This window comes from Phenylobacterium sp. CCH9-H3 (genome assembly GCF_001557235.1).
In the GTDB taxonomy this organism is placed as follows: Bacteria; Pseudomonadota; Alphaproteobacteria; order Caulobacterales; family Caulobacteraceae; genus Phenylobacterium.
On record NZ_LSJI01000064.1, the window covers coordinates 1 to 25,674 of the forward strand.

Annotated in this window: 25 protein-coding genes; 15 read left to right on the plus strand and 10 right to left on the minus strand. The window is 70.1% G+C overall.

Features of this window, described 5'->3' with window-relative positions; genetic code table 11:
- The 5 genes from AX721_RS05820 to AX721_RS05840 form a co-directional block, all read left to right on the plus strand.
- Positions 1-787: mitochondrial fission ELM1 family protein (locus tag AX721_RS05820; RefSeq protein ID WP_156467030.1), on the plus strand; the 787-nt coding region annotated here is incomplete at its 5' end.
- 153 nt (positions 788-940) lie between these two features.
- Positions 941-3,178 carry a calcium-binding protein gene (locus AX721_RS05825; RefSeq protein ID WP_068875080.1) on the plus strand — a complete coding sequence of 746 codons (2,238 nt, stop codon included), beginning with the start codon at positions 941-943 and terminating at the stop codon, positions 3,176-3,178.
- 140 nt (positions 3,179-3,318) lie between these two features.
- Complete coding sequence (gene pseG / locus AX721_RS05830) at positions 3,319-4,338, plus strand: UDP-2,4-diacetamido-2,4,6-trideoxy-beta-L-altropyranose hydrolase (RefSeq protein WP_068875081.1); 1,020 nt, start codon at positions 3,319-3,321, stop codon at positions 4,336-4,338.
- A 70-nt stretch (positions 4,339-4,408) separates the two neighbouring features.
- Entirely contained in the window at positions 4,409-5,551 is a 1,143-nt protein-coding gene (locus tag AX721_RS05835; RefSeq protein ID WP_197422479.1) for a DegT/DnrJ/EryC1/StrS aminotransferase family protein, read from the plus strand.
- Positions 5,548-6,426, plus strand: coding sequence for a GNAT family N-acetyltransferase (locus AX721_RS05840; protein ID WP_068875082.1), 879 nt, complete (start codon positions 5,548-5,550; stop codon positions 6,424-6,426). The genes AX721_RS05835 and AX721_RS05840 overlap by 4 nt, the downstream gene beginning before the upstream one ends.
- A 3-nt stretch (positions 6,427-6,429) precedes the next feature.
- Here the strand turns inward: AX721_RS05840 and AX721_RS05845 are convergent, their stop codons facing one another.
- The 9 genes from AX721_RS05845 to AX721_RS27810 all read right to left on the minus strand — a co-directional run bounded on the left by AX721_RS05845 (position 6,430) and on the right by AX721_RS27810 (position 15,299).
- Positions 6,430-8,133, minus strand: a complete 1,704-nt coding sequence (locus AX721_RS05845) for a tetratricopeptide repeat protein (RefSeq protein WP_068875083.1) — start codon at positions 8,131-8,133, stop codon at positions 6,430-6,432.
- 50 nt (positions 8,134-8,183) lie between these two features.
- Positions 8,184-8,783 (minus strand): GNAT family N-acetyltransferase, encoded by a 600-nt coding sequence (locus AX721_RS05850; protein ID WP_068875084.1) that lies wholly within the window; start codon positions 8,781-8,783, stop codon positions 8,184-8,186.
- A gap of 2 nt (positions 8,784-8,785) precedes the next feature.
- Positions 8,786-9,529 (minus strand): bifunctional 2-polyprenyl-6-hydroxyphenol methylase/3-demethylubiquinol 3-O-methyltransferase UbiG, encoded by a 744-nt coding sequence (locus AX721_RS05855; protein ID WP_068875085.1) that lies wholly within the window; start codon positions 9,527-9,529, stop codon positions 8,786-8,788.
- Positions 9,526-10,323: a phytanoyl-CoA dioxygenase family protein gene (locus tag AX721_RS05860; RefSeq protein ID WP_068875086.1), complete on the minus strand. Its 798-nt coding sequence runs from the start codon at positions 10,321-10,323 to the stop codon at positions 9,526-9,528. The genes AX721_RS05855 and AX721_RS05860 overlap by 4 nt, the downstream gene beginning before the upstream one ends.
- Positions 10,316-11,413, minus strand: a complete 1,098-nt coding sequence (locus AX721_RS05865) for a class I SAM-dependent methyltransferase (RefSeq protein WP_068875087.1) — start codon at positions 11,411-11,413, stop codon at positions 10,316-10,318. Before AX721_RS05865 ends, AX721_RS05860 begins: the two co-directional genes overlap by 8 nt.
- A gap of 7 nt (positions 11,414-11,420) precedes the next feature.
- Positions 11,421-12,356, minus strand: a complete 936-nt coding sequence (locus AX721_RS05870) for a phytanoyl-CoA dioxygenase family protein (RefSeq protein ID WP_231733404.1) — start codon at positions 12,354-12,356, stop codon at positions 11,421-11,423.
- Between the two features lie 88 nt (positions 12,357-12,444).
- Complete coding sequence (locus AX721_RS05875; protein WP_068875088.1) at positions 12,445-13,962, minus strand: NAD(P)/FAD-dependent oxidoreductase; 1,518 nt, start codon at positions 13,960-13,962, stop codon at positions 12,445-12,447.
- A 109-nt stretch (positions 13,963-14,071) separates the two neighbouring features.
- Positions 14,072-15,127 carry a pseudaminic acid synthase gene (pseI, locus tag AX721_RS05880; protein WP_068875089.1) on the minus strand — a complete coding sequence of 352 codons (1,056 nt, stop codon included), beginning with the start codon at positions 15,125-15,127 and terminating at the stop codon, positions 14,072-14,074.
- 34 nt (positions 15,128-15,161) lie between these two features.
- On the minus strand, positions 15,162-15,299 hold the full coding sequence (locus AX721_RS27810) for a hypothetical protein (RefSeq protein WP_197422481.1): 138 nt from the start codon (positions 15,297-15,299) through the stop codon (positions 15,162-15,164).
- 114 nt (positions 15,300-15,413) lie between these two features.
- Here AX721_RS27810 and trxB point away from each other — a divergent pair, with 114 nt between their 5' ends.
- The 4 genes from trxB to AX721_RS05895 all read left to right on the plus strand — a co-directional run bounded on the left by trxB (position 15,414) and on the right by AX721_RS05895 (position 17,612).
- Positions 15,414-16,424, plus strand: a complete 1,011-nt coding sequence (gene trxB / locus AX721_RS05885; protein ID WP_197422480.1) for a thioredoxin-disulfide reductase — start codon at positions 15,414-15,416, stop codon at positions 16,422-16,424.
- A 103-nt stretch (positions 16,425-16,527) separates the two neighbouring features.
- Positions 16,528-16,704 carry a hypothetical protein gene (locus AX721_RS27230; protein WP_156467031.1) on the plus strand — a complete coding sequence of 59 codons (177 nt, stop codon included), beginning with the start codon at positions 16,528-16,530 and terminating at the stop codon, positions 16,702-16,704.
- Positions 16,705-16,745: 41 nt separating this feature from the next.
- Complete coding sequence (locus AX721_RS05890; protein WP_068875091.1) at positions 16,746-17,231, plus strand: GNAT family N-acetyltransferase; 486 nt, start codon at positions 16,746-16,748, stop codon at positions 17,229-17,231.
- An 18-nt stretch (positions 17,232-17,249) separates the two neighbouring features.
- Complete coding sequence (locus tag AX721_RS05895) at positions 17,250-17,612, plus strand: hypothetical protein (protein ID WP_068875092.1); 363 nt, start codon at positions 17,250-17,252, stop codon at positions 17,610-17,612.
- On the opposite strand, the gene AX721_RS05900 is transcribed toward AX721_RS05895, so the two are convergent.
- Positions 17,605-18,795: a cell wall hydrolase gene (locus tag AX721_RS05900; RefSeq protein ID WP_068875093.1), complete on the minus strand. Its 1,191-nt coding sequence runs from the start codon at positions 18,793-18,795 to the stop codon at positions 17,605-17,607. The two genes, AX721_RS05895 and AX721_RS05900, sit on opposite strands and share 8 nt — an antisense overlap.
- A 194-nt stretch (positions 18,796-18,989) precedes the next feature.
- On the opposite strand from AX721_RS05900, the gene AX721_RS05905 reads away from it, so the two are divergent.
- The 6 genes from AX721_RS05905 to AX721_RS05930 form a co-directional block, all read left to right on the plus strand.
- A complete protein-coding gene (locus tag AX721_RS05905; protein ID WP_068875094.1) occupies positions 18,990-20,978 on the plus strand; it encodes an ATP-binding protein in 1,989 nt (662 codons plus the stop codon).
- Positions 20,979-21,131: 153 nt separating this feature from the next.
- A complete protein-coding gene (gene nadA / locus AX721_RS05910; RefSeq protein WP_068875095.1) occupies positions 21,132-22,217 on the plus strand; it encodes a quinolinate synthase NadA in 1,086 nt (361 codons plus the stop codon).
- A 72-nt stretch (positions 22,218-22,289) separates the two neighbouring features.
- Positions 22,290-23,810: an L-aspartate oxidase gene (locus AX721_RS05915; protein WP_068875096.1), complete on the plus strand. Its 1,521-nt coding sequence runs from the start codon at positions 22,290-22,292 to the stop codon at positions 23,808-23,810.
- Complete coding sequence (nadC, locus tag AX721_RS05920; RefSeq protein ID WP_068875097.1) at positions 23,807-24,661, plus strand: carboxylating nicotinate-nucleotide diphosphorylase; 855 nt, start codon at positions 23,807-23,809, stop codon at positions 24,659-24,661. The genes AX721_RS05915 and nadC overlap by 4 nt, the downstream gene beginning before the upstream one ends.
- 109 nt (positions 24,662-24,770) lie before the next feature.
- Positions 24,771-25,217, plus strand: a complete 447-nt coding sequence (locus AX721_RS05925; protein WP_068875098.1) for a curli assembly protein CsgF — start codon at positions 24,771-24,773, stop codon at positions 25,215-25,217.
- A 1-nt stretch (position 25,218) separates the two neighbouring features.
- On the plus strand, positions 25,219-25,674 hold a 456-nt coding region (locus AX721_RS05930; RefSeq protein WP_156467032.1), incomplete at its 3' end, for a CsgG/HfaB family protein.

Below are 25,674 nucleotides of genomic sequence, written 5' to 3' on the forward strand. Positions count from 1 at the left end.
GCGGGGGTCAGACCCACTCGACCTTGGTGATCTCGTAGGACTTGCCGCCGCCGGGAGGGCCACGCTGCCGCTGTCCACCCGGATGCTGAAATGGAGCGAAGGGCGCACCTTCGTCGTCCAGCTCCAGGACCCCAAGGCGCCCCTCGACGCCTTCGACCTGGTGGTCCCCCCCGAACATGACGGCCTCACCGGCCCCAACGTCTTCCCGATCCTGGGCGCGCCCAACCGCATCACCGCCGAGAAGCTGGGGCTGGAGTTCGCCCGGTTCCAGGAGCGGCTGGCGCCCCTGCCCCATCCGCGCGTCGCCGTGATCGTCGGCGGAAAATCCAAGGCCCACGACCTGTCGCCGGCCCGGGCCCGCGCGCTGGCCGCCGCGATCGCCGCCGCAGTCGAGGGGGCCGGCGGCGCCCTGCTGCTGTCGTTCACGCGGCGCACGCCGCCCGCGGCGCGGGAAGCGATGACCGCGGCCCTGCGCCATCTGCCCGGCATGATCTGGGACGGGGCGGGCGAGAATCCCTACTTCGCGTTCCTGGCCGCCGCCGACGCCATCCTGGTCACGGAGGACTCCACGAACCTCGCCACCGACGCCGCGGCGACGGGCAAGCCGCTCTTCGTGCTTCCCATGGACGGCCGCAGCGCCAAGCTCGCCCGGTTCCACGCCGAACTGCAGCGACGCAACATCGCGCGTCCCTTTGTCGGCGAGTTGACAGCGCCGCCTTATGCGCCCCTGCTAGAAACTGATCGAGCCGCCCGCGAACTGCTGCGCCGTTACGACGGATCGGCCTGACGCCGGCTGCGGCTCAACTTTAGGCTAGGTTTTCTCGCCCGGCTCGCGCCTCGCGGTAACTTTGTCTAAGGTTTTGTGGATAGCCTGCCCGCAAGGGACACCAACCGATTCGTATACGGGGGCCGCACAGTGGCGACGTACTTCTTTGAGGAAATGACCGCTGCTCAGGCGGCGTCCTTCAATTCCGCGACCGACCAGATGATCTTCACCAACCAGACGGTCACGGCCGCCCAGGTGTCGGTCAGCTTCGTACCCTTCACCGTCAACACGCCGGACTACGTCGTGCTGACCGCGCCGACCAAGACGCTGCAGTTCTCGGATCCGGGCGGCTTCCGCGCCACCTCGAACACGGGCGGCTCGGCCGCCATCTTCGCGGACAGCTCGCTGCTCTACGCGGGCACGACCGGGGACGACACGGTGCTGGGCGGCGCCGGCGCCGACGGCCTCTACGGCGGCACGGGCGACGATTCCCTCCGCGGCGCCGCCGGCAACGACGTGCTCCAGGGCAACCAGGGCGAAGACACCCTGAACGGCGAAGCCGGCGACGACGTCATCTACGGTGGCCGCGACAATGACGTCATCGACGTCGGCGCGTTCAGCAGCGCCTCGGTCCTGCAGTTCGCCCAGGGCAACCTCGGCGACGACACCATCACCGGCGGCGCGGGCCTCGACCTGCTGCTGGGCGGCCAAGGCAACGACAGCATCAACGCCACGCAGGGCGGCAACGACTACGTCCTCGGCAACCTCGGGAACGACACGATCGCGGGTTCGGCCGCCGGTTCCGACACGCTCGGCGGTCAGGACGGCGACGACAGCATCCAAGGCAACGGCGGCGCTGACTCGCTGGATGGCGGCATCGGCGCGGATACGATCACCGCCGGCGGCGGCGCCGACACCATCAACGCGGGTGACGGCAACGACACGGTCAACGGCGGCGCGGGTAACAACAACATCTCGCTCGGCGCGGGCGACGACACCCTCGCCAGCGCTGGCGGCGCAGACGTCATCGACGGGGGCGCGGGCGCCAACTCGATCAACGCGGGGGATGGCGACAACACCATCACCACCGGAGCGGGCAACGACAGCATCGTCAGCGGCACGGACGCGGACCTGATCACCACGGGTGATGGCAACGACACCGTGGCGGCGGGCGACGGCGCCAACCGGGTCACGACCGACGCCGGGACCGACAGCGTCACCACGGGCACGGGCGACGACACGATCAGCACCGGCACGGGCAACGACACCATCGCCGGCGGCGCGGGCGTCAACTCCATCGACGCCGGCGCGGGCGCCAACGTGATCTCGATCACTGGCGGCGGTGGCACCGTCATCGGCGGCGAAGGCAACGACACCGTCACCGGATCCACGGCCGCGGTGTCGATCAGCACCGGTGCGGGCGACGACACGGTTTCCACCACCAGCGGTCACGCGACCATCGCGCTTGGCGACGGCGTCAACAGCCTCGCCTCCGGGACCGGCAACGACTCCGTGACCTCCGGCTCCGGCGCCGACAGCCTCTCCACCGGCGACGGCAACGACAACGTGAGCGCCGGCGAAGGCGCCAACACGGTCGACGCGGGGAACGGCAACAACACCGTCACCACCGGCGGCGGCGCGGACAGCGTCTCGACGGGGACCGGCAACGACTCCGTCAACGGGGGCGCCGGCAACGACACGATCTCCGTCTCGACCACCACCGCGGGCGGCGTCGACCTGGTCAACGGCGGAGCCGGCGACGATATCATCACCTTCGGCGGCCGCGCGGCCATCCAGGGTGGCGAAGGCGCCGACACCATCACCGGCGGCGGCTCCGACGACAACATCGTCGACGGCGGCGCGGGCGCCAACAGCATCACCACGGGCGGCGGTTCGGACACCATCACCGCCACCGGCGGTAACGACACGATCACCGCGGCCGCGGGCAACGACAGCATCGGCGCGGGCGAAGGCGCCAATGTCGTCAGCGGCGGCGCCGGGACCGACACCATCACCGCCGGCTCGGGCACGGACACCATCACGGGCGGCGCGCTCCGCGACGTGATGACCGGCGGCGGCGGGGCGGACACCTTCGTCTTCGCCTCCGGCGATAGTGGCGTGGCCAGCTCCGGCTCCATCGACACGATCACCGACTGGGCCGCGGCCGACTTCATCGACATCGACGACGCCGGCTCGGGGGCGAACTACGTCGAGATCACCTCGGCGACCGACTTCGCCGCCGCCCTGGCCGCGGCCAATACGGCGATGGACAGCACGGTCATCTACGTCTCCGTCCTGGTCGGGTCGGACGTCGTGGTCTTCGTCGACGGCGACGCTGACGGCACGGCAGACGATGCGATCCTGCTGACCGGCAAGACGCTGGCCGACATCTCTTCGGCCAACTTCATCTAGATCGAACCCGGTTCGGGTTTTCGGGGCCGCCCTTCGGGGCGGCCCTTTGCTTTTGAGCCGCATCGGCTCATCACGGTGACCATGATCGGCGCCGCGCCCCCTCGCCCCGACCTTGCCCCATTGCCGGGCGAGGCAAGGCCATGACCGGACCGCGCATCCTCTTCGTCGTCGACGCCGGCCCGGCCGTGGGCGGCGGCCACGTCATGCGCTCCCTGACCCTCGCCCGGGCGCTCGTCGCCCAGGGGGCGGCCTGCGTGTTCCTCGGACCTCCGATGGCCGGCGAGCTGTTGGACGCCTTCGCCCCCGACGTCCCGCGCATCGCCGACGAGGATCTGGCCGCCGCCGCCGCCCGCGAGGCCTTCGACGCCATCGTCTTCGATCACTACGGCCTCGCCGAGCCGGACCACCGCGCCATGGCTCGCGGCCGGCCCGTCCTGGTGATCGACGACCTGGCGGACCGACCGCTGGGCGCCGACATCGTCCTCGACTCCGGCCCCGAGCGGAAAGCCGCCGACTATCTGGGGCTGACGGACGAGGCGACCCGCCTGCTCCTTGGCCCCACCTACGCGCCTGTCCGCCCCGAATTCGCCGCCCTGCGCGAGCCGGCCCTCGCATGGCGTGGCGAGCCGGTGCTGCGCATCCTGGTCGCCATGGGCCTCACCGATGTCGGTGGGATCACGGGCCGGGTCGTCGACCTGCTGCGGCCCCGCATCCACGACATCGGCCTCGACGTGGTCTTGGGCGGCGCCGCGCCCAGCCTGCCGGCGCTGACCAAGATCGCCCGCCGCGACCCGCGTCTGTCCCTGCACGTGGACACGCCGCACATGGCCCGCCTGACCGCCGAGGCCGACGTCGGCGTCGGGGCGGCCGGATCCTCCACGTGGGAGCGCTGCGTGGTGGGACTGCCGTCGCTGATGGTGGTGCTCGCCGACAACCAGCGGGGCGCGGCACGGGCCATGGCCGAACGCGAGGCCGCCCTCGTGGCCAACGCCGCCGCGGCCGACTTCGACCAGGTGTTCGACCGCCACCTGATGCGGCTGCTACGTGACGCGAGCCTGCGCCGCCAGCTGGCCGCCACCAGCGCCGGCGTGTGCGACGGCCTGGGCGCCGGCCGCGTCGCCGAGGCCTTCCTCAACCTGATCGGCGCCCGCGACGCCTGACCGCAGGGCCTCTAACAGCGTGTTAACCGTGCTGTGGCCCCATGAGCCGGTATTTCCGGAGGGGACCGGTTTGGCCGTCAACCAGGCGCCGTTGCGCAGGACGCATGCTGAGGCCGACACGCGGCTGGTGGTGGCGCGACCGCGCCTGCCCGTGGCCGAAGCCATCCTCCCCTATCTCCAGCGCATCGACGAAGCCCGCTGGTACTCCAACTTCGGCCCTCTGCTCACCGAGCTGGAAGACCGCTTGGCCCAGCGTTTCGCTCAAGGCGCCCAGGTCGTCACGGTGGCCAACGCCACGCAGGGTCTAGCCCTCGCACTGCGCGCGATGGACCTGCCGCACGGCGGCTACGTGGCGATGCCCGCCTGGACCTTCGTGGCCACCGCGCATGCGGTGCTCCAGGCGGGGCTGCGGCCATGGCTGCTCGACGTGGATCCAGAGACGGCGATGCTTCACCCCCGGGCCGTCACGTCATTGCCCGCCGATCAGCGAAGCGAGATCGTCGCCGTCATCCCGGTCTGCGCTTATGGCGCCCTCTGCGACCTGGACGCATGGAAAGCGTTCCGCTCGGAAACCGGCATCCCGGTGCTGGTCGACGCGGCTGCGGCCTTCGACGCGCTTGCCGACGCTGGCCTGCCGGCTGTGGTCAGCCTCCACGCCACCAAGGTCCTGGGCATCGGCGAAGGCGGGTTCGTTGCGACGGAAGACCCGGCCCTGGCCCACCGGATCCGGCAGCTCACCTCATTCGGTTTCGACGGCCGCCGGGAAAGCCTGGTTCCCGCGACGAACGCCAAGCTGTCCGAGTATGCGGCCGCTGTGGGCCTGGCGGCCCTGGATAGCTGGCCGGCGGACCGCCTGCGTTTCCTCCTGGCGGCGCAGCACCTCCGGATCGGCCTGATCAGCCAACCCAACGTCCGCTTCCAGGAAGGCTGGGGCTCAGACTGGGCGACCAGCGTCTGCGTCGTCGGGCTGCCCGACGGCGCAGCCTCGAACGTAGCGGCGTCGCTTGCCGCGGCGGGCGTCGATAGCCGCCAGTGGTGGGGCGAGGGCTGCCACGCCAGCCCCGCTTTCGCCGACTGCCGCCGCGAAGCCCTGCCGACGACGGAGCGACTGGCGCAATCCACCCTGGGCCTGCCCTTTGCGATCGACCTGGACGGCGGTGAGATTGCACGGATCGCGCACGCCCTGGAGCTCGCGCTTACCGCAAGCCCGTGATCCACCCATACGCCAGCCGCGCATATGCCGTCGGCCTGGCCGGCGAGGAGGCGGTCGCCGTTCCCGAATGGGAAACCTACATCGTTCGCCGGCCCATCGCCGGCGGCGGCTGTGATGCGATAGGCGTCTACCCCCTGGCCGTCTTCGGGCGCGGGGCCGACCTGGCCGGCGGTCTTGAGAGCCTGGCCGACGCGGGCCTGGTTTCCGTCGTCCTGGTGCCTGACCCGCTTCGCCACGAGCCCGCCCAGCTCCGCACGGCCTTCAGCCTGTGCCGACCGTTCAAGACCCACCAGGTGATCGATCTGGTCCGCGGTCCGTATGATCCGTCCAAGCACCATCGCGAAAGGATTCGGCGCGGCCTGCGACGCTGTCGAATGGAGGTCGTTCAACTTGGGACCGTCCTGGAGACCTGGCGCGGTCTCTACGCCGGGCTGGTCACCCGGCGCGAGATCGCCGGCGTCGCCGCCTTTTCTGACGCCTACTTCCACGCCCTGGCGAGCGAGCCTGCCCTGACCGCCTTCGCCGCGTTCGTCGAGGACGAGTGCGTGGGGATGACGCTCTGGTTCGCCGCCGACGGCGTGGTCTACAACCACCTCACCGCCTCCAACGCCCTGGGCTACGCGAACGGGGCCAACTTCGCCCTGTATGATACGGCCATCGCGCACTTCGCGGGACAGGGGCCCATGAACCTGGGCGGCGGAGCGGGCTTCAGCGACGCCGACGACGGACTGGCGGCGTTCAAGCGTGGCTTTGCGAACAGCCAGGTCCAGGCCCATCTCTGCGGCGCCATCCTGGACCCGGCTCGCTACGCCCGGCTGTCCGGGCCGCAATCGACCGACTTCTTTCCCGCCTACCGCGCGCCCAGGCAGGCTTGAAGCTCAGGCCGCCGCCCAACGTTCGAACATGGCCCGGAAATCGGCCTCGATCCGCCGGGTGAAGCCTACTTCGTCTCGGAAGACCGAGGTCTCGAATCCGATCCGCACCCGCGAGCGCAGGGTGTCCAGCGCGCCAGCGTCCGCCGAAAGCGCCAGCGCCCGGGCGACGTAGTCGTCCCAGTCCTCCGCGATGAGATCCGGCAGACCGCAGGCCAGAACCGCGTTGAGCCCGATGCGGGCATAGAAGTCGGGACCCCGCAGGGTGAGCACCGGCACGCCGCTCGCCAGCGCGTCGCAGCTTGTCGTGCCGCCGGGACAAGGCGAGGGATCGAGCGCCAGGTCGATCTCCTGGAAGGACTCAAGATACTCGCGGCCTTCACTCCGCGCCCGGAATTCGACCCGCTCCATCTCGACCCCATGCGCGGCGAAGCGCGCGCGCGTCATCCGCTGCAGGACAGGATCGATGAACGCGCCATATTTCAGGATCAGGCGCGAGCCGGGGCGGCCCAGGAGGATGCGGGCCCAGGCGGCCACGGTCTGGTCACTGAGCTTCACGGGATTGTTGAAGGACCCGAACGTGACCCGCCCCGTCTCCAGCACCGGAGCCGGCGTGGGGGCCGGCCGATCCGGCGCCGGCCTGTACGGCACCATGACGGGACCGGCGCTCCAGACCTTCTCGACGAAGAGCGCCTCGACGTCGGGGCCGGCCATGGAGTCGCAGTGGATCACGTAGTCGATGGCGTCGAGCCCGGTCGTCTGGACGAAGTTCATCCATGCGACCTGAACCGGCGCAGGCCGCATGGCGAATACACGCAGGCGGCTGCCGGCGGTGTGGCCCCAGAGATCCACGAGCACGTCGATGCCGTCGCTGCGGACCATGTCCGCTATGGCCTCGTCGCTCAGGCCCGCGACGCCGCGACGGCGCAGATGCTGCGGCAGCGCCGCCTCCGCCTCGGGTCGCGCGCAGTACAGCGTGACGTCGACGGCCTCCGGATCGTGCGCCTCCAGGACGGGGGTGACGAACTGATTGAGCTGGGCGCCCGTGAACGTCGGGGCCATGTAGCCAATGCGGAGTCGGCGCCGCGCCGTGCGGTCAGCGTCGAACCGAGGCTCCGCAGGCGCGAGACCCGCGGCATAGAGCCCAGCCCAACGACGGGCCTCTGCCGCATATCGTTGTGCGCCATTCTCGACGAAGAACAGGGCGTAGAGCAGGAACTCGTGGACGCTGGGATCGGGGAAAGCGTCTACGGCGGCCTGGAACACGTCCAGCGCCTCCTCCACGCGCCCCTGGTGCTGTAGGGACAGGCCGTACGAGAGCAGAAGCTGCGGGTTCAGATTCTCGAAGTCGAGGGCGCGGCCGAAGGCCACGCTCGCGGGCGCCATATAGTGGCGGGCGTAGAGCTGTCTCGCGATGTCCGCGGCGTAGGCGCGCTCCCGACCGAGCCGGGCCACGTCGACCCCCACCTCGCCCATGAACTGCGTGCTGTGCAGCGCCACAGCGTCGGCCATGGTCGCACGCGCTGCGTCCGTGGCGTCGGCGGCGATGAGGGCGCTGGCCAGCCAGTACCGCGCTTCGATATCGCCGGGGGCCGATTGCGTAAGGCCGTAGATCAGTTCCGCCGCGGTGCGCGGATCCCCGGCTGCGAGGCATGCCTTGGCCTCGGCCATGATCTCCGCTGGAGATGCAGTGTCATAGGCGACGGACATGTGGGCTCCCTCAGTCCGGGCCACGATCCCCCACGCCGCTGAACGCGGCGTTAACCCTGTGACGAAGGGCGCTCGCTGACCAGCCGCCGCGCCGCGGCGGGCGGCACAAAGGTCCACTCGCTGCTCAGCAGTCCATAGAGTGCAACGTCCTCGCGCACGCCCGCCCGCAGGAACGCCTGTCGCAGGACGCCTTCGGATGCGAAGCCAAGCTTTTCGTATAGCCGACGCGCAGGGCCGTTGGAGGCCAGCACCTCCAGCGAGACCCGATGCAGATCCAGGCCGCGGAAAGCGTAGTCCAACAGCAGCGCCACGGCGCCCCGGCCGAGGCCAGCGCCCCGGTCGTTCCGGTCGCCGACAAAGATTCCGAGGATCGCGGACCGCTGGAGCCAATCGATGCCGTGCAACTGTGCGACGCCTCGGATGGCGCCGTCCGAGCGGATCGCGAAGACCGCCCGGGTCTTCAGGTTCTGGTCGCTGAGGTTGCGGATCCAGTCGGCCGTCGTTTCCCGCCGGACGGGCCCCCGAAAGCCCATGATCAGATCGCGGATCTCGGGGTCGTTCTGCCAGGCGTGGACGCTTTCAAGGTCCTCGGCCTCGATCGGCGTCAGAGCTATTCTGGTCCAGTCGATCCCATCGCCGACGTCCGACACCTTCAGGCCTCTCCCTGCTCGCACACGAGATAGATGCTCGCGCAGAGTTCAGGATACTGCATGCCCAGCTGGTAGCAGCCCTCGACGTATCGCTCGTCGATGATGCCCGCGTCCAGGGCGGCGTCGAACTGGTAGTTCGCCAGGCCCTTGAAGATCAGCCCACCGCGATGCACCGCGCGCAGGCCCCCATCGCGCGCGGCGCGCTCAAGCGTGTCGAAGGAGAACGTGTGGCGGTGTCCGTTGCGGCGTTCGGACTCGGTCACCGCCGCATTATGGGTAATGAGGCCCATCTTCACCGCGATCTGGCGAGACGGCGCCTGGGCGTTCGGCACCAGGAGGAAGAGCCGGCCGCGGGGCGTCAGCCACTCGCGGATCTTCCGAAGCACACTGACGGGGTCGTCCAGGTGCTCCAGGGTGTTGATCAGGAATATGGCGTCGAAGCGCTCGGGAAGCTCGGCCGCCTCGAACGTGGAACAGAAGAAGCGGACCTTGTCGCCGAAGCGGGCCTGTGCCGCTTCCACAAGGCTGGGCGCCGCCTCGATCACGGTGAGATCGTCATAGCGGCCCACGAGCCAGGCGGTGGAGTCGCCCCGGTAGCATCCCAGTTCCAGCGCGCGGCCGGACGGCAGGAAGGGCTCGAACGCGCGCATCATGTAGCGCCGGACGATCTCGTCGAAATCGTAGTTGTACTTCCGGTCGCCGAACTGCCCGGCTTCCTGGTCGTAGTTGCGCGCCTTGCCCGTCATCCCTGATCGTCCCGGTAAAGGCGGGCCTCGCGGGGACGGTAGAACTCGTCGTAGGAGGTCGGCGTCATGGCGTTGTAGCCCAGCAGCTGGCGCATCTCCGGCGTGAGGCTCTTCCCGTAGGCCTCGCCCAGGAAGCGCGGATAGTCCATTTGCTGCTTCACGAACGCCCGGCTGAAGCTGAGGGTCAAGGCGGCGCGGGGCTGTTCCGATACGTTACTGCCCGCGGCGTGCCAGAGATTGCTGTCGAAGAGCACGATGCTGCCTGCGGGGCCGGTCAGCCGCTCGGACTGGCTCCAGAAGCGGTCGGCGTCCGGACGGTCCGGCTCATGCTGCGAGCCGGACAGCACGTGGGTGGCGCCGTTCGAGAGGGTGAAGGGGTCCACCATCACCAGCATGTTCAGCAACAGGCGAAAGGCGCCGCCGTGGGTCCGGACATCGCGGTGGATGTTGTGCAGGTAGCTGGCCTTCTGCGGCGCGACGACCGCGGGGTTGAAGGCGTGCAGGATGTACTGGGCGTCGTCGAAATATCGCGAAACATGCTCCGCCAGCCAGCCCCGCGCCAGAAACGCGTCGAGCGCAGCGTACTGGCCCACGGCGTGGTGCGACGTGCCGTCCGGCTGCGCGCAGGCGCCCGACGCCACCTGACGGCGTCCGCAATCCTCCACGCTGTCGAGGATCGCCTGGCGGATCGCCGGCAGTTCGCTCGGGGGAATGACGGCCTCGAACAGCGTCCAGCCCCGGCCGGCGAGTTCGGCCGCGGCAAGGTCGGCGGTCGGGGCGGCGCAGTCAGCCACGGGCGTCATCCTTGAGCTGAAGGAACAGGCTGGGCCCTGCCTGGAAAACGGTGGCTATCCGGGCCTCATTCGCGCTCACGAAGGCGTCCGCGACCTTCTTCGGCCCATCGCCGAACGCCCAATCGTAGTCGTCGAAGATGATCCAGCCGCCCGGAACCACGTGCGGTGTCCACAGGGCGGTGTCGAGTGCGGCGTGGTGCTCGGCATGGTTGCCGTCGATATGCAGCACCGCGATCCGGCCCTCGTAGCTCGTCTCGCCAAAGGCTTCGGTCCGGACCTTAAGGCCAGGGCCATAGGAACCCGCCGCGTTCTCCGCCCGAGCGCGCACGTAGTTGAGCCGCCCCGCAGCCAGCGGCGCCAGGTTGATCTCGAACATCCGCAAAGCTTCTTCGGTGTCGAGGTCGGCGCTGGTCTTGTCGAGGAGCGCGTCGCCCTGGGGCATCGCATCGCTCATCCACGGATCGACACATAGGACGTCGCCAATGTCGTAGCGTCGGGCCAGCCAGACGAACAGCGCCGCCGATCGCCCCCACCAGGAGCCGATCTCCACCACATCGCCCCGGGGCGCATGGCGCATGACCTCGACGATCGCGCGCATCTTGTGCTCTGCGCACATGCCCGGGATGGTGTCGACGAGGCGCACCAGGCCCGCGAGCTCCACGAGGCTGAGCGGCGGTTGGGGCGGGAAGGCGGGCGCGAACTCGAAGGTGAGTGGCGCGGACATCCGCGTCCGCAGATCGCGGTAGGCCCGCTCATGATCTTCGGGGCGGTCGTCGCCGGAGAGGCGCGCACCCGGAGCGATCTCGTGGAGACGCTCCGATAGGTGGCGCCAGACCACGAAGTGGGGCGCATGGATCGCGCCGATGTCATGGCGCTTCACCACCGCGGCGAGCGCCGCGTCAAAACCGGGATCACTGACATATGGCAGCGCTTCCCAGGCGTCGTAGGCGTCTCGGGCGGGGTCGGCATGCACCGAAGAGGCGCCGACAACCCGCAAGCCAAGCGCGCGGGCGCGGTCGCGGAACGCCAGCCCGTCCGGCATTCCAGCCGGGAAGATCAGCACCCCGTCCGCTTCGCCCTTGTGAGCCATCGTCAGCCTACGCCTTCAGCACCGTGTTCGCCCGGATCACCGCCGCGCCGTCGGCGCCCAGGTCCTTGCGGGTGTCGGTGAGGCTGAGGGGGCCGCGCAGGGTGGCGTTCACCGCGTCCATGCCCGGCGCGCGTCCCTGCCCGCGGGCGATGAGGTAGCGCAGCGAGATCCGTTCGTGGTCGGCGGCGTCCGGCTGGGTGCCGTGCAGGGTGCAGGCGTGCCACATGGCCGCAAAGCCCGCGCCGCCGGTCAGGATCCGCTGCCGGGTCTCGACCTCGCCGTGCTCGCCGTTGCGGTAGAGCCAGGTATCGGGCGCGGTCCGCGTCAGCTCATGCGGGAACACCGACCCGCCCAGCTTGTGGCTGCCCTCCAGCAGGTACAGCGGCGCGTCGGCCTTCGTCACCGGGTGCAGATAGACGTAGAGGGTCAGGAAGTCGGCTTCCCGTTCCTTGTAGTCGATCAGGTCCTGGTGGAAGTCGATGCCGTAGAAGTAGGTGATGTCCCGGTTCTGGGGCTTCATGTAGGCGCCCAGGTTGTTCACCGGGTTGCCGTGGATGCGCGCCTTAAGCCAGTCGGGGATCGATCGGGCCGGCACCCCGCAGACCACCTTCTTGTTCAGGATCTCGTAGTCGTGGCCCAGGAGCGCGGTGACCGCCTCGACGATCTGCGGCGCCTGTTCGACGAAACCCAGCCGGTCCTCGAACCGCTCCAGCAGGTTGCGGCCCGGCCGGGGATTCACGCCCGTGTACTGGGGGTCGGCGTCGAACTCGGCCTCGCTCAGGAACAGGGTCTCGTCGAACGCCCGCGTGGCGCGGACCTCGGCCAGCAGCCCGGCCGCCGCCGCGGCGTCCACCGGCGCCGGGAACAGGTGCGCGCCGGTCTCGATGAAGTCCGAGATCGCGTCGGCGGCCAGCCCGGGGCCAGCCATCGGCTTCGCCATCATGTTCACGGGAGTCTCCGCAGCCTCATGGTTAAGGACGGAGAAGAACCGCTTCGCGTTAACTCCCGCTTACGATGGCGCGCATCCAGCGTCAGGCGGCCTTGGTCTGCGCCTCTGCCTTGCCGCCATAGACGAATGCGGGATCGTCCAGGTCGATGAGCGGCAGTTCGTCCTTTTCGCGCCAGTAGTCCTGGCTGTGCCGCCATTCGGGCTTTTCGCCGGCCTTGGGCAGGAGGTGCATGCCGCGCATCAGGTAGCCCGGGTTGAAATTCTCCGGGTCGATCCACGGCTGCAGGGCCATGTCCTTGTCCTCAGGCCTCAAAGCCACCTCCACCTTGGACACGCCCTTGTCGCGCATGTGGTTCAAGAGCCGGCAGACGAAGTCGGCGATCAGGTCGGCCCGCAGCGTCCAGCTGGCCCGGAAGTAGCCGAACACCCACACCATGTTCGGCACGCCGGTGAACATCATGCCCCGGTAGGTGACGGTGTTGGCGAAATCCAGCGGCTTGCCGTCGACCACGAAGTCGATGTCGCCCAGGACGTTCAGATTGAACCCGGTGGCCGTGATGATCACGTCGGCCTCCAGGGTCTCGCCCGACTTCAGCAGGATGCCCGCCTCGGTGAACCGCTCGATCTCGTCGGTGACCACCGAGGCCTTGCCCTGCTTCACCGCCTGGAAGATGTCGCCATCGGGCACAAAGGCGATCCGCTGCCGCCACGGACGGTAGGATGGGGTGAAGTGCTTCGCCGTGATCTCCGGGCCGACCAGCGCCGAGACCCCGGCCAGCAGTTCGGCCTTCACGACCTCGGGTTCCTCGATGGAGCGCCGGGTGAAGAGGTCCTGGTTGTAGAGCTGCTGGCGGCGGACGATCTCGTGGATCCAGCTTTCATCCACCTCGAGCAGTCGCAGCTGGTCGGCGATGTCGATCGCGTTGCGGCCCGGGATGAAATAGGTCGGCGAGCGCTGCAGCAGGGTCACGTGGCCGCAGTCGTCGGCGATGTTGGGCAACAGGGTCGCCGCCGTAGCGCCCGAGCCGATGATCACGACCTTCTTGCCCTTCAGCTCCAGGTCGTCGGGCCAGGTCTGCGGGTGGACGATGCGGCCCTTGAAGCTGTCCATGCCGGCCCATTCCGGCGTGTAGCCCTCGGACTGGCGGTAGTAGCCCTGGCACATCCACAGGAAGTTGGCCGTGAAGCGCAGCGGCTCGCCGGTGTCCAGGCGGACCGCCTCGATGGTCCAGAGGTTGCGCTCGCTGGACCACGTCGCCCGCTCGATGCGGTGGCGATAGCGGATGTGGGGCGCCAGGTCGTTCTCTTCGATCACCTCGCCCATGTACGAAAGGATCTCTTCGGCCGTGGCGATCGGCGGGCCCACCCAGGGCTTGAAGCGATAGCCGAAGGTGTAGAGGTCGCTGTCCGACCGGATGCCCGGATACTTGTGGGTCAGCCAGGTGCCGCCGAAGCTTTCGAGGGTCTCGAGCACCACGAACGAACGGTCGGGCGACTGCTGGCGCAGGTGGTAGGCGGCGCCGACCCCCGAGATCCCTGCCCCCACGATCAGGACGTCGAAGTGGCCGGCGTCCGTGGCGGTCGCGGTGACAGCATTCATGGCTCAAGCCTCCCAATGTTTCGTTGGGGCCGACCATGTGCGCCTGCCAGGGCCCGGCCCTTGATGCAGATCAATCTAAGTGATCGTTGATAACTAATCTAGCGGGAAGCTAGGCGAGCATGTCCCAGGCCAGGGGCTCGCCGCGCTCGAGGTCGCGCACGGCGGTTCGCCCCAGCACTGCGTCCAGGTGCGCGGGGGGCAGGCCGTTGCCCGGGCGGATGGAGCGCACATTGGCCCGTGTCAGGGCCTCGCCCGCCTTGACGTCGGCGGCGATGTAGAGCGACCGCCGGAACTGCACGTTGCCGCGCTCCGAGCCCAGAAGGTCGTAGTGCGCCCGCCCCAGGGCGGCCCAGGCGGCCTTGGTGTCGTCCACCAGCGCCTTGAACTCGGCCGGCTCCAGGCTGAACGCGGCATCCGGCCCGCCGTCGGCGCGCGCCAGGGTGAAATGCTTTTCGATCACGCTGGCGCCCATGGCCACGGCCGCCACCGAGGCCGCCGTGCCCGGCGTGTGGTCCGACAACCCCACCGGGCAGCCGAACCGGTGGGCCATGTCGGCGACGGTGCGGACGTTGGCGTCGGCGAAGGTGGCCGGATAGCTCGACACGCAGTGCAGCAGCACGACCCCGGGCGCGCCCCCCGCCAAGGCCGCGTCCCGCGCCGCCTCGATCTCGGCCAGGTTGGCCATGCCCGTGGAGATGATCAGCGGCCGTCCCTTGCCCGCCGCATAGCGGATCAGCGGCAGGTCCACGGCCTCGAATGAGGCGATCTTGTAGGCGGGCGCGTCCAGGCCGGCGAGCAGGTCCACCGCCGTCTCGTCGAAGGGACTGGAGAAGATGATCACGCCCCGCGCCCGCGCGCGCTCGAAGATCGCTGCGTGCCACTCGTAGGGTGTATAGGCCTCCTGGTAGAGCTCATAGAGGCTGCGCCCGTCCCACAGCCCGCCGGTGATCCGGAACTCGGGCCGGTCGACATCCATGGTGATGGTGTCGGCGGTGTAGGACTGGATCTTGATGGCGTCGCAGCCCGTGTCGGCCGCCGCGTCCACCATGGCCAGGGCCCGCTCCAGGCTGCCGTTGTGGTTTCCGCTCAGCTCGCAGATCACGAACGGCGGGTGGTCTGCGCCGATCTTGCGGCCGGCGATCTCGATCTCAGGCTGCGAGCTCATGGCGCCAAGGTGTCACGGGGGTCTTGCGGCGGCGTTAACCACGCCCCTTGCGCGCCCGGTCGACAGCGCCAATCCCGACGCCGACCGCGATGCCGATGGCCATCCCGATCCCGATATTGTCCGTCGCTGTGCCAATGACGGCGCCGAGCGCGACCCCGACGGCGATCCACATGGTTAGGCTCATGGCCCGGCCTCCGGCTTTGCGTAGCGGGACTCTCCAGATAAGCCCTGCCTGCGCATCCCCAGCGCTGCCGTCGCGGTCGCACACTGCCGGAATCGACACTACATTAGCCCCATGTCCGAACCTCGTTCCGTCCGCTGCCTGATCGTGGGCTCCGGCCCCGCCGGCTACACCGCCGCCGTCTATGCCGCGCGCGCCCTGCTGAACCCCGTGCTGATCCAGGGCATCCAGCCCGGCGGCCAGCTCACCATCACCACCGACGTGGAGAATTATCCGGGCTTCGCCGACGTCATCCAGGGCCCCTGGCTCATGGAGCAGATGCAGGCCCAGGCCGAGCATGTGGGGACCGAGATCGTCAACGACATCGTCACCAGGGCCGACCTGTCGCAGCGCCCCTTCCGGCTGGAGACCGACAGCGGCCAGGTCTGGCTGGCGGAGACCCTGATCATCGCCACCGGCGCCCAGGCCAAGTGGCTCGGCATCGAGACCGAGCAGAAGTTCCAGGGCTTCGGGGTCTCGGCCTGCGCCACCTGCGACGGCTTCTTCTACCGCGGCAAGAACGTGATCGTGGTCGGGGGCGGGAACACCGCGGTGGAGGAGGCCCTGTTCCTCACCAACTTCGCCGCCAAGGTCACGGTGGTGCACCGCAAGGACGAGTTCCGCGCCGAGCGCATCCTGCAGGAGCGCCTCTTCAAACACCCCAAGATCGAGGTGATCTGGGAGCATGTCCTGGACGAGGTGATCGGCGAGACCGACCCCATGGGCGTCACCGGCGCGCGGCTGAAGAACGTCAAGACCGGCGCCGTCCAGACCGTGCCGGCCGACGGCGTCTTTATCGCTATCGGTCACGCCCCGGCCTCGCAGCTCTTCCAGGGCCAGCTCGAGATGGACGCCTCGGGCTATCTGAAGGTGAAGCCCGGCACCGCCTCCACCGCCATCGAGGGTGTCTATGCCGCCGGCGACGTCACCGACGACGTCTATCGCCAGGCCGTAACCGCCGCCGGGATGGGCTGCATGGCTGCGCTCGAAGCCGTGCGGTTCCTGGCCGAGGAGGATCACAAGGCCGCCCACCATCCGATCAGCCATCAGGAAGCGCAGAAGATCGGCGCTTGGTGAGAAATCTTCCCAACGGCTCCGCTTAAGTCGGAAACCCGACCTGCGGTTCGGCGGTTATGCCCCCGTGGAACCACAAAACCAGAGTGCGAGTGATCGGTACAGGATGCAGGCGGAGGTGGTGATGCGCCTGGCCGCCAAGGCCGAAAGCCAGGCCGAGAAGGACGTCTACCGCTCCATCGCCGAGGGCTGGCGCAGGCTGGCGTTGGAAGCCCTGCGCAGCGAGCGCCAGGACATGTCCCAGGCGCCCCGGGAGGCCCGCAGCTTCCGCCACGACCCGTGATCCGGCCTGACGGCGAGCGCGCGACGCGCTAGCCTCGCCCGATGATCCGTCACGCCCGCGCCGTCGACCATCCCGCCATCGCCGAGATCGTCGAGGCCGCCTTCGGCCAGCCGGACGAGGCGCGCCTGGTCGAGCGCCTGCGCGCAGACGGGGACGTGTTGTTCGAGCTGGTGGCCATGGAGGACGGTCGGATCGACGGCCACATCCTCTTCAGCCGTCTGTGGGCGCCGAGCCCCCACCTCTATGCCGCCCTGGCTCCTGTCGCCGTCCGGCCGGGCGCGCAGCGGGCCGGCCTCGGCTCGGCCCTGATCCGCGCCAGCCTGGAGCAGGCCCGCGAGTTCGGGGCCCACGGGATCATCGTGCTGGGCCATCCGACCTACTATCCGCGGTTCGGCTTCTCGACCGAGACGGCCGCCAACGTCCGATCGGTCTACGCAGGCGGCCCCGCCTTCATGGCCCTGGCCCTGGAGCCCGGCGCCTTCGACGAGCCGCTGAGCGTCACCTATCCCGACGCCTTTTCCGCCTGATCGGGCTAGGATGGCGCCATGAAGATCCCCGCCCTCGCCCTGGCCTTTGCGCTCGCCGCCGGAGCGGCCCAGGCCCAGAACGCCGCGGAAGCCCTGCTGTCCGCGCCCCTGCGCGCGCCGCCGCAGAGCCTCGCCATGGACCTGGCCGAGCCGAAACCCGCCTTCACGCCACGTTACGCCCACGCGCCGGAGCCGCGGATCGTCGGCGTCGCCAAGACGTCGCTGGACCGCCGGCTGAGCGACGAGGGCGTGGTGGGCTCGCTGGGCTTCCTCTGCGGCCTGGAGCCCGGCGCCGAGCGCAAGGCCGGCGCGGCGGCGACGCGGGGCTACGACCCCACCGGCCGGTTCGTCGGCGCCAAGCTGCGCGTGGCGTTCAGGTAGCGGCGGGGGCGGCGGTCACCGGGGCGGACGACGGGCTCGCCGCCGCGGGCTTCTGGTCCATCGCCCGCTCCATCGCCTCCAGGCTCTGGTTGATGCGCTTGACCTCGTCCGGCGTCGGCTGGCGGCGCGTGGACATCAGGACGCCCATGACCCGGGTCCGCTCGCCGCCCGGCAGGGTGGGATCGACGACGCTGTAGGTGCGCACCTCGCCGGCCACGGCCAGGGTGATCTTGCGTTCGGACGCGATGCCTTGCGTCTCGGGCGACAGCAGTCCGCCCTGGGTCCGCGAATCCAGCCCGCCCAGCACCGCCGGCGACAGATAGGCCTCGCCCCCGGCATAGCGGCCGGTGAAGGCCGGCGGCTCGCCCCACGGCCCGGTCCAGCGATAGAAGATGTGCTGGCCCACGCGGGTCATCTTCACCAGCGTCGGCGCCCAGTACGGGGCCACATACTGAGCGTGATAGTGCGTCGCCGAGCCCACGGTCTTGTCCACGTAGCCGTTGAGGGCGCGCTCGGCCACGGCGCGGGCGCGCTTCCACAGCCCAGGCTCGGGCGCATAGCGAAGCGAGCCGTCGCAAGTGAACGTGAACTGGCAGCCGGTGACCCGGGCCGAGCCCTGGTAGACCACGCCGCAGACCGACTTCGGATAGGCCGGGTGGCGCATCCGGTTCAACACCACCTGGGCCACGGCTTCCTGGCCGACGTCGGGCTCGCGGGCGGCCTCGTAATAGACCGCCTCGGCAAGGCACTGGACGGCCCGCGCGCGGTCGGGGCCGCTGGCTTTCAGGACGAACGGCTTCATCGGCCGGATCGGCAGGCGCGAGAACGGGCGAAGGGCGTTCACCTCCTCGGCCGTGGCGCTGTCGGTCTCGGTGGCCAGCCCCAGATCGGGAACGTCTTCGATGTCCAGGCTGCCCCAGCCCTGGGGCCGCGCCCACAGGTCCGGCGCGCGAGACGCGGGATCGTGCCGAACGGCCAGCGCCCGCATGGCGGGATCCATGGTGGACGCCAGCTTGAGGAGGCCGTCGTTCGAAAGGTCGTACGAGGCGAAACGCGCCGCGGCTTCCCCCCGCGGCGAAGGCGCGCAGGCGGGTCCGGCCACGGCGGCCGTCAGGGCCACGGCGGCCCCGATCTTCGCCCACGACGGGCGAAGCCGATCCCAGCGCATCTTCGTCAGGGTCATCCCCCCTCTACGGCCAGAGGCGTCGCATATAGGCGCAAACCGGCGATATTTGGACCCGTGCCTGACAAAATTCGTGCAAGTTTCGGATGGGACGGCTGTGGCGGCAGGCCGCGGCCTGGCCTGTTGCATGGCCCGGTGACGCATCCCATGGTGGCGGAAGGCCCAGGCCGGGCCTGGGGTTGGATGCCACGTTCATGATCCGGGCGCTGTCCCCGCATCGGCTCGTTCCGCGACGCTCGCCGCCGTTCCCGATGGCGTTGGGCATCAGCGTCGCCGCCCTCGGCGCGGCGGTGCTCTTGCGGGGCGTCCTGCTCGGCTTCGACAACGCCACCGCCCTGTCGGCCACCACCTTTCCCGCCCTGATCCTGGCGACCCTCTACGCGGGGCCGCGCTGGGGCTGGGCGACGCTGGGCGCCTCGCTGGTCCTGGGCAACTGGGCGCCGCTGATCACCGCCGTGGGCGTCTCCAACGCCGCCGTGGTGGCCATGTTCACGATCTCCGCGGCCCTGACCATCCTGGTGTCCTCCAGCTTCCGCGAGGCCCTGCTGCGCCTGGATGAGGCCAACGCCGCCCACGCCGCGGCCCAGAAGAATCTCGAGGTCACCGAAAGCCGCTTCCGCGCCCTGGCCGACAGCGCGCCGATCCTCATGTGGGTCACCCGCACCGACGGCCGGCGCGAGTTCGCCAACAAGACCTACGTCGATTTCCTGGGCGCCGGCTTCGAGACGGCGCTGGACTTCGACTGGCGCAAGGTCCTGCACCCCGACGACATCGCCCGCATCCTGCAGGAGCAGGTGGCCGGCGAGGCGTCGCGCAAACTGTTCACCCTGGAAGCGCGGTTCCTGCGCCACGACGGCGAGTACCGCTGGGTGCGCTCGGTCTCCCAGCCCCGTTGGAGCCCCGACGGCGCCTTCGCCGGTTTCATCGGCGTCGGCTTCGACATCACGGACGCCAAGCGCGCCGAGGAAGACCTGAAGCGGATCAACGATCTGCTCGCCGAGCGCGTGCAGGAGGCGCTGGCCGAGCGCGACGAGGCCGAGGCCGCCTTGCAGCGGGCGCAGAAGCTGGAGGCGGTGGGCCAGCTCACCGGCGGCGTGGCGCACGACTTCAACAACCTGCTCACGGTGGTCATCGGCGCCCTCGACCTGATGCAGCGCCACCCGGGCGACGAGGCCCGCCGCGACCGGATGATCGAGGCCGCCCTGGGCGCCGCCCGGCGCGGCGAGCGCCTGACCCAGCAGCTCCTCGCCTTCTCGCGCCGCCAGGCCCTGAAGCCCCAGCCCATCCAGGTCGACGCCCTGCTCAGGGAGAGCGAGCCGCTGCTGCGGCGCGCCGTGGGCGAGGCGGTCACCCTGGCGGTCGCCCCGTCTGCGTCCGGGGTTGTCGTCAACGTCGATCCCAGCCAGTTCGAAGCCGCCGTCATGAACCTGGTGGTCAATGCGCGCGACGCCACGCCCGCCGGCGGGATGATCCGCGTCGAGACCCTCCCGGTCCGGTTGGCCGAGCGCCAGGTCGAGGCCCTGGAGGCCGGCGACTACCTCTGCGTGGCCGTCCACGACACCGGCGCCGGGATGGACGAGGCCACCATCGCGCGCGCCTTCGAACCCTTCTTCACCACCAAGGCGCCGGGCCGAGGCACCGGCCTGGGCCTGAGCCAGGTTTACGGCTTCGCCCGGCAGAGCGGCGGGACCGCCACCGTCGACAGCAAGCCCGGCAAGGGCGCGAGCGTCTGCCTCTACCTCCCGCGCCTCGCGGCGGGCCTGTCGGCCGCCGCGCTCGACTCCGTCCCGGCCTCGCCCGAGGCCGGCCCCCGGCTTCGCGTTCTGCTCGTGGAGGACGACGCTCAGGTCGGCGAATTGGTCGAGGCGATGCTGCGCGACCTCGGTCACGAGGTTCGCCGCGCCGAACACGCCGATGCGGCCCTGGCCCTGCTTCACGCGTCCGAGCCCTTCGACCTGATGCTCACGGACCTCATCATGCCCGGCGACAAGTCGGGCGTGGACCTCGCCCGCGAGGCCGTGGCCCTGCGTCCGGACCTGCCCGTCATGCTGTCTTCGGGCTATACCGGAGAGGTGCTTTCCGCCGCCGAGGACACCCCCTGGCCCCTGCTGCGCAAGCCCTATGGCCCCCAGCAGCTCTCCCAGGCCATCGCCGATCTGCTGGGTTCCGCCGCCACAAAGTGATCTCCCTGGCGGCAAAGGCTCTTGCACGTCGCCGGGTCACCCCTATATGCTCGCTTATGCTCCAAGTGAGCAAAAGGGAGTAGCGCCGAGCCTCGACGCCCGGCGCATTTTATAGGCCTAAGAAATGCTCAAAGTGAGCATAAGGAGGGATCCATGGCCGCCGACGGGTTCCAGTTCGCGTTCACCCCCGCTGTCGAAGCCGCCACCGCGCCGGCGTGGGAAAAGGTGAAGCGTCACGTCACGCCCATGGAATGGCGCCTCCAGGCCCCGCTGATCGCCGAGATCAACCGGCTGAAGCGCGAGAAGGATGCGGTCATCCTCGCCCACAACTACATGACGCCCGAGATCTTCCACGGCGTCGGCGACTACGTGGGCGACAGCCTGGGCCTGGCCAAGGAAGCCGCCCGCTCGGACGCCAAGGTGATCGTCCAGGCCGGCGTCCACTTCATGGCCGAGACCTCCAAGATCCTCAGCCCCGAGAAACGCGTCCTGATCCCGGACCTGCGCGCCGGCTGTTCGCTGGCCAGCTCGATCACCGGCGCCGACGTGCGCCTGATCAAGCAGCGCTATCCCGGCCTGCCCGTGGTCACCTATGTGAACACCACCGCGGACGTGAAGGCCGAGACCGACATCTGCTGCACCAGCGCCAACGCCGTGCAGGTGGTGGAGGAAGCCGCGAAGCTGTGGGGCGTCGACCGGGTGATCCTGATCCCCGACGAGTTCCTGGCCCGCAACGTCGCCCGCCAGACCGACATCGGCATCATCGCCTGGAAGGGCCGCTGCGAGGTGCACGAGCGCTTCACGGCCGACGACATCCTGGAGATCAAGGCCGCCTATCCCGACGCCGAGGTCCTCGCCCACCCCGAGTGCCCGGCCGAGGTGCTGGAGGTCTCGGACTTCGCCGGCTCGACCGCGGCCATGAACGACTACGTGATCCAGCGCCGGCCCAAGCGCGTGGTGCTGATCACCGAGTGCTCGATGGCCGACAACGTCGCCGCCGACGCGCCGTTCACCGAGTTCGTGCGGCCCTGCAACCTGTGCCCGCACATGAAGATGATCAGCCTCGAGAACATCTACGAGGCCCTCCTGCACGACCGCCACGAGGTCACGGTCGATCCGGCGATCGCTGAGCGGGCGCGTCTGGCGGTCCAGCGGATGATCGACTTGCCCCCGCCGTCGCAACCGGCGCGCTACGACCTCATCAAGGCGCGTCACCACGTCGACGTGGAGCTGATCTGATGCCCCTCCTCCGCCAAGGCTGCGCAGGGCGCATCCCCGATCCTTCGAAGCTCTCGAAGGGAGCGAAGTAGGATGGCCGAGCGTCTCCGTCACGACGGAGTGCTGGTGGTCGGCGCGGGCCTCGCGGGCCTGACCGCCGCCATGGCCGCTGCGCCTGCCAAGGTGCTGGTGCTGACCGAGGCGCCGTTGAACCACGGCTGCTCATCGGCCTGGGCCCAGGGTGGCGTCGCGGCGGCGCTTTCCGGCGATGACGCGCCCGAACTGCATGCCGACGACACGATCGCCGCGGGCGCCGGGCTGGTCGACGCGGACGCCGCGCGCCTGCTGGCGACCGAGGGCCCCGCGGCCGTGCGCCGACTGGCCGCGCTCGGCGCGCCGTTCGATCGCAAGGCCGACGGCGGCTTCGCCCAAAGCCTTGAGGCGGCCCATTCCCGCGCCCGGGTCGCCCGGGTGAAGGGCGACCAGGCCGGCCGCGCGATCATGGAGGCGGTGACGGTCGCCGCCCTCGCCGCCCCGCACATCCAGGTTAAGACCGGCGCGAAGCTGGTCGGTCTTTTGCAGGACGCGGCCGGCCGCATCCGCGGCGCGCTGGTCCGGATCGATGGCCAGCCGGTCGAGATCACGGCCAAGGCCGTCATCCTCGCCACCGGCGGCATCGGCGGCCTCTACGCCGTCACCACCACGCCCGCCGAGCTGAAGGGCGAGGGCCTTGGCCTGGCGGCGATGGCCGGCGCGGTGATCGCCGATCCCGAGTTCGTCCAGTTCCACCCCACCGCCATCGACATCGGCCGAGATCCCGCCCCGCTCGCCACCGAGGCCCTGCGCGGCGAGGGCGCCAAGCTGCTGGACGGCGCGGGACGGCCGTTCATGGCCAGCTACCACCCCGCCGCCGAGCTCGCCCCGCGCGACGTGGTGGCGCGCGCCATCCATGCGGAGCGCACGGTGCGCGGCGGCGCCTTCCTCGATGCCCGCGAAGCGGTGGGGGCGCACTTCCCCGACGAGTTCCCCGCGGTCTTCGCCGCCTGCCTGGGCGGCGGCATCGACCCGCGCGTCCAGCCGATCCCCGTCGCGCCGGCCTGCCACTACCACATGGGCGGCATCGCCACGGACGCGGACGGCCGCACGTCCCTGCCGGGCCTCTACGCCGCCGGCGAATGCGCCTCGACAGGCGTCCACGGCGCCAATCGTCTGGCCTCGAACTCGCTGCTGGAGGCCGCCGTCTTCGGCGAGCGCGCCGGCCGCGCCGCCCGCGACGAGCAAACGACGAGCGGCGCCTACTCGGTCGTTACCGCGCCCGAGTTGCCGGACGAAGCGCTACAGGTCCTGCGCCAGGCCATGAGCCGCGAAGCGGGCGTGATCCGTGACGCCGAGGGCCTCGGCCGGCTGCTGCGTCTCGTCGACGACCTGGAAGCGCGCCACGGCCGCGCCGCCTCGCTGGTCGCGGCCCGCCTGGTGGCCGCCTGCGCCCGGAACCGGCGCGAGAGCCGCGGCGGGCACTTCCGAACCGACTTCCCCGAAGCCGCGGCGCCGGACCGCACCTTCGTCACCCTCGATCGCATCGATCCGGCCGGCCTCAGGTACGCAGCGGAATGACCATCGAACCTTTGCCGGACCTGCTGGTCGCGCCGATCGTGCGCGCGGCCCTGGCCGAAGACCTGGGACGCGCGGGCGACATCACGGCCCAGGCCTGCGTGCCGGCCGACGCCCGCCTCACCGCCGACTTCGTCGCCCGCCGGGGCGGTGTGGTGGCGGGGCTGGCGTGCGTCCGCCTCGCCATGGCCGAGCTGGACCCCGGCGTCCGCATCGATCCGCTCAGCGCGGACGGCCAGGCCGTGCCCGCCGGTACGACCCTGGTCCGCGTCAGCGGCTCGGCCCGGGCGATCCTCACCGCCGAGCGCACGGCGCTGAACCTGCTCGGCCGCCTCTGCGGCGTCGCCACCCTGACCCAGGACTTCGTGGACGCCATCGCCGGCACGAACGCGACGATCACCGACACCCGCAAGACCACCCCGGGCCTTCGCGCCCTGGAGAAGTACGCCGTCCGCTGCGGCGGCGGGACCAACCACCGCTTCGGCCTGGATGACGCCATCCTGATCAAGGACAACCACGTGGCCGCCTGCGGCTCGGTCGGCGAAGCGATCCGGCGCGCCAAGGCCTTCGCCGGCCACCTGGTCAAGGTCGAGGTCGAGGTCGACAGCCTGCTGCAGCTTCGCGAGGCGCTGGCGCACGATCCCGACGTGATCATGCTCGACAACTTCACCCTCGAGGATATGCGCGAGGCGGTGACCCTCGTGGATGGGCGGATCAAGCTCGAGGCGTCGGGCGGGATCACCCTCGACACCGTCCGCGCCTTCGCCGAGACCGGCGTCGACGTGATCAGCGTCGGCGCCCTCACCCATTCGGCCAAGGTGCTGGACATCGGGCTCGACGCCGTCGACGCCTGACCGCGGGCCCTGACGTCCGGCTCCGGGTTTCGCCCGAGTGACAGTGCGACGCACCCCTTCTTAACTATGTCGGCGGCCGGGGAAGCCGCCGGGGGTACGGGGCCTTCACATGACGACCGGTTTCAACAGCGTCCCACGCCTGCTCGCGTGGTCGACCGCGATGGCCGCCGCCACCGCGGCTCCGGCCCAGGCCACGGACCTGCACTATGTGATGCTGTCGCCGAACTTCGGCGGGACCAATCCGGTCGCCTTCCAGATGGCCCAGTACAACAAGGCCCTGCAGGCCGCCCGCGCCGCAGCCGAGGCGGCGGCGGCGCGCACGACGACGCCGCCCGACCCCAACCAGGCCTTCGTCAACGCGATCATCTCGCAGCTCAACGGGATCGTCGCCCAGACCATCGCCCAGCGGATCGCCAACGCCTCGAACGGCCAGGCCGGCACCATCCAGTCGGGTTCGGTGACCATCACCTACATGAATTCCGACGGCCAGCTCAGCGTGACGATCACCTCGCCGACGGGGTCGACCACGCTCGTGATCCCGGCGGCCGGAGCCTGACGTGTGGCGACGTGCGGCGACCATCTCCTGCGCCCTGGCCCTGGGGGCCTGCCAGCACATCACCCGGCCGGGCGCTCCCCCGACGGTCGCCCCGCGCGTCGAGATCGAGCTGCCTCCGCCTCCGGGCCGGCCCCTGACCGTCGGCATCTACAGCTGCGTCGACACCTCGGGCCAGCGGCGGCCCACCCAGCTGCCGCAGGAGCTCAGCACCGCGGCGCCCATGGACTGCACGCCCTATGTGATCCGGGCGGTGCGGGACCTGCGGCCCGGCTACGTCTTCCTGGTCGAGCGCCAGCATGTGGACGAACTGCTGCGCGAGCGCCAACTGGCCACCCTGGCGTTGAACAACAATGGCGGCGGCGAGGCCTCCAGTCCGCCCCGCCGCCTCTCGACGCTTCGGGTCGCCGAGATTCTGCTGATCGGCCAGGTGGTCGCGTACGACCGCTCCATCCAGGAG

Bases quoted from the DNA above. Each gene is read 5' to 3' on its own strand.
- AX721_RS05890 (WP_068875091.1), top strand. From the start codon at position 16,746: ATGATCCGTCACGCCCGCGCCGTCGACCATCCCGCCATCGCCGAGATC.
- AX721_RS05825 (WP_068875080.1), top strand. From the start codon at position 941: ATGACCGCTGCTCAGGCGGCGTCCTTCAATTCCGCGACCGACCAGATG.
- AX721_RS05905 (WP_068875094.1), top strand. From the start codon at position 18,990: ATGATCCGGGCGCTGTCCCCGCATCGGCTCGTTCCGCGACGCTCGCCG.
- AX721_RS27810 (WP_197422481.1), bottom strand. From the start codon at position 15,299: ATGTGGATCGCCGTCGGGGTCGCGCTCGGCGCCGTCATTGGCACAGCG.
- pseI (WP_068875089.1), bottom strand. From the start codon at position 15,127: ATGAGCTCGCAGCCTGAGATCGAGATCGCCGGCCGCAAGATCGGCGCA.
- pseG (WP_068875081.1), top strand. From the start codon at position 3,319: ATGACCGGACCGCGCATCCTCTTCGTCGTCGACGCCGGCCCGGCCGTG.
- AX721_RS05855 (WP_068875085.1), bottom strand. From the start codon at position 9,529: ATGACGGGCAAGGCGCGCAACTACGACCAGGAAGCCGGGCAGTTCGGC.
- AX721_RS27230 (WP_156467031.1), top strand. From the start codon at position 16,528: ATGCAGGCGGAGGTGGTGATGCGCCTGGCCGCCAAGGCCGAAAGCCAG.
- AX721_RS05845 (WP_068875083.1), bottom strand. From the start codon at position 8,133: ATGTCCGTCGCCTATGACACTGCATCTCCAGCGGAGATCATGGCCGAG.
- AX721_RS05870 (WP_231733404.1), bottom strand. From the start codon at position 12,356: ATGATGGCGAAGCCGATGGCTGGCCCCGGGCTGGCCGCCGACGCGATC.
- nadA (WP_068875095.1), top strand. From the start codon at position 21,132: ATGGCCGCCGACGGGTTCCAGTTCGCGTTCACCCCCGCTGTCGAAGCC.
- AX721_RS05895 (WP_068875092.1), top strand. From the start codon at position 17,250: ATGAAGATCCCCGCCCTCGCCCTGGCCTTTGCGCTCGCCGCCGGAGCG.
- AX721_RS05875 (WP_068875088.1), bottom strand. From the start codon at position 13,962: ATGAATGCTGTCACCGCGACCGCCACGGACGCCGGCCACTTCGACGTC.
- AX721_RS05925 (WP_068875098.1), top strand. From the start codon at position 24,771: ATGACGACCGGTTTCAACAGCGTCCCACGCCTGCTCGCGTGGTCGACC.
- AX721_RS05900 (WP_068875093.1), bottom strand. From the start codon at position 18,795: ATGACCCTGACGAAGATGCGCTGGGATCGGCTTCGCCCGTCGTGGGCG.
- nadC (WP_068875097.1), top strand. From the start codon at position 23,807: ATGACCATCGAACCTTTGCCGGACCTGCTGGTCGCGCCGATCGTGCGC.
- AX721_RS05865 (WP_068875087.1), bottom strand. From the start codon at position 11,413: ATGGCTCACAAGGGCGAAGCGGACGGGGTGCTGATCTTCCCGGCTGGA.
- AX721_RS05915 (WP_068875096.1), top strand. From the start codon at position 22,290: ATGGCCGAGCGTCTCCGTCACGACGGAGTGCTGGTGGTCGGCGCGGGC.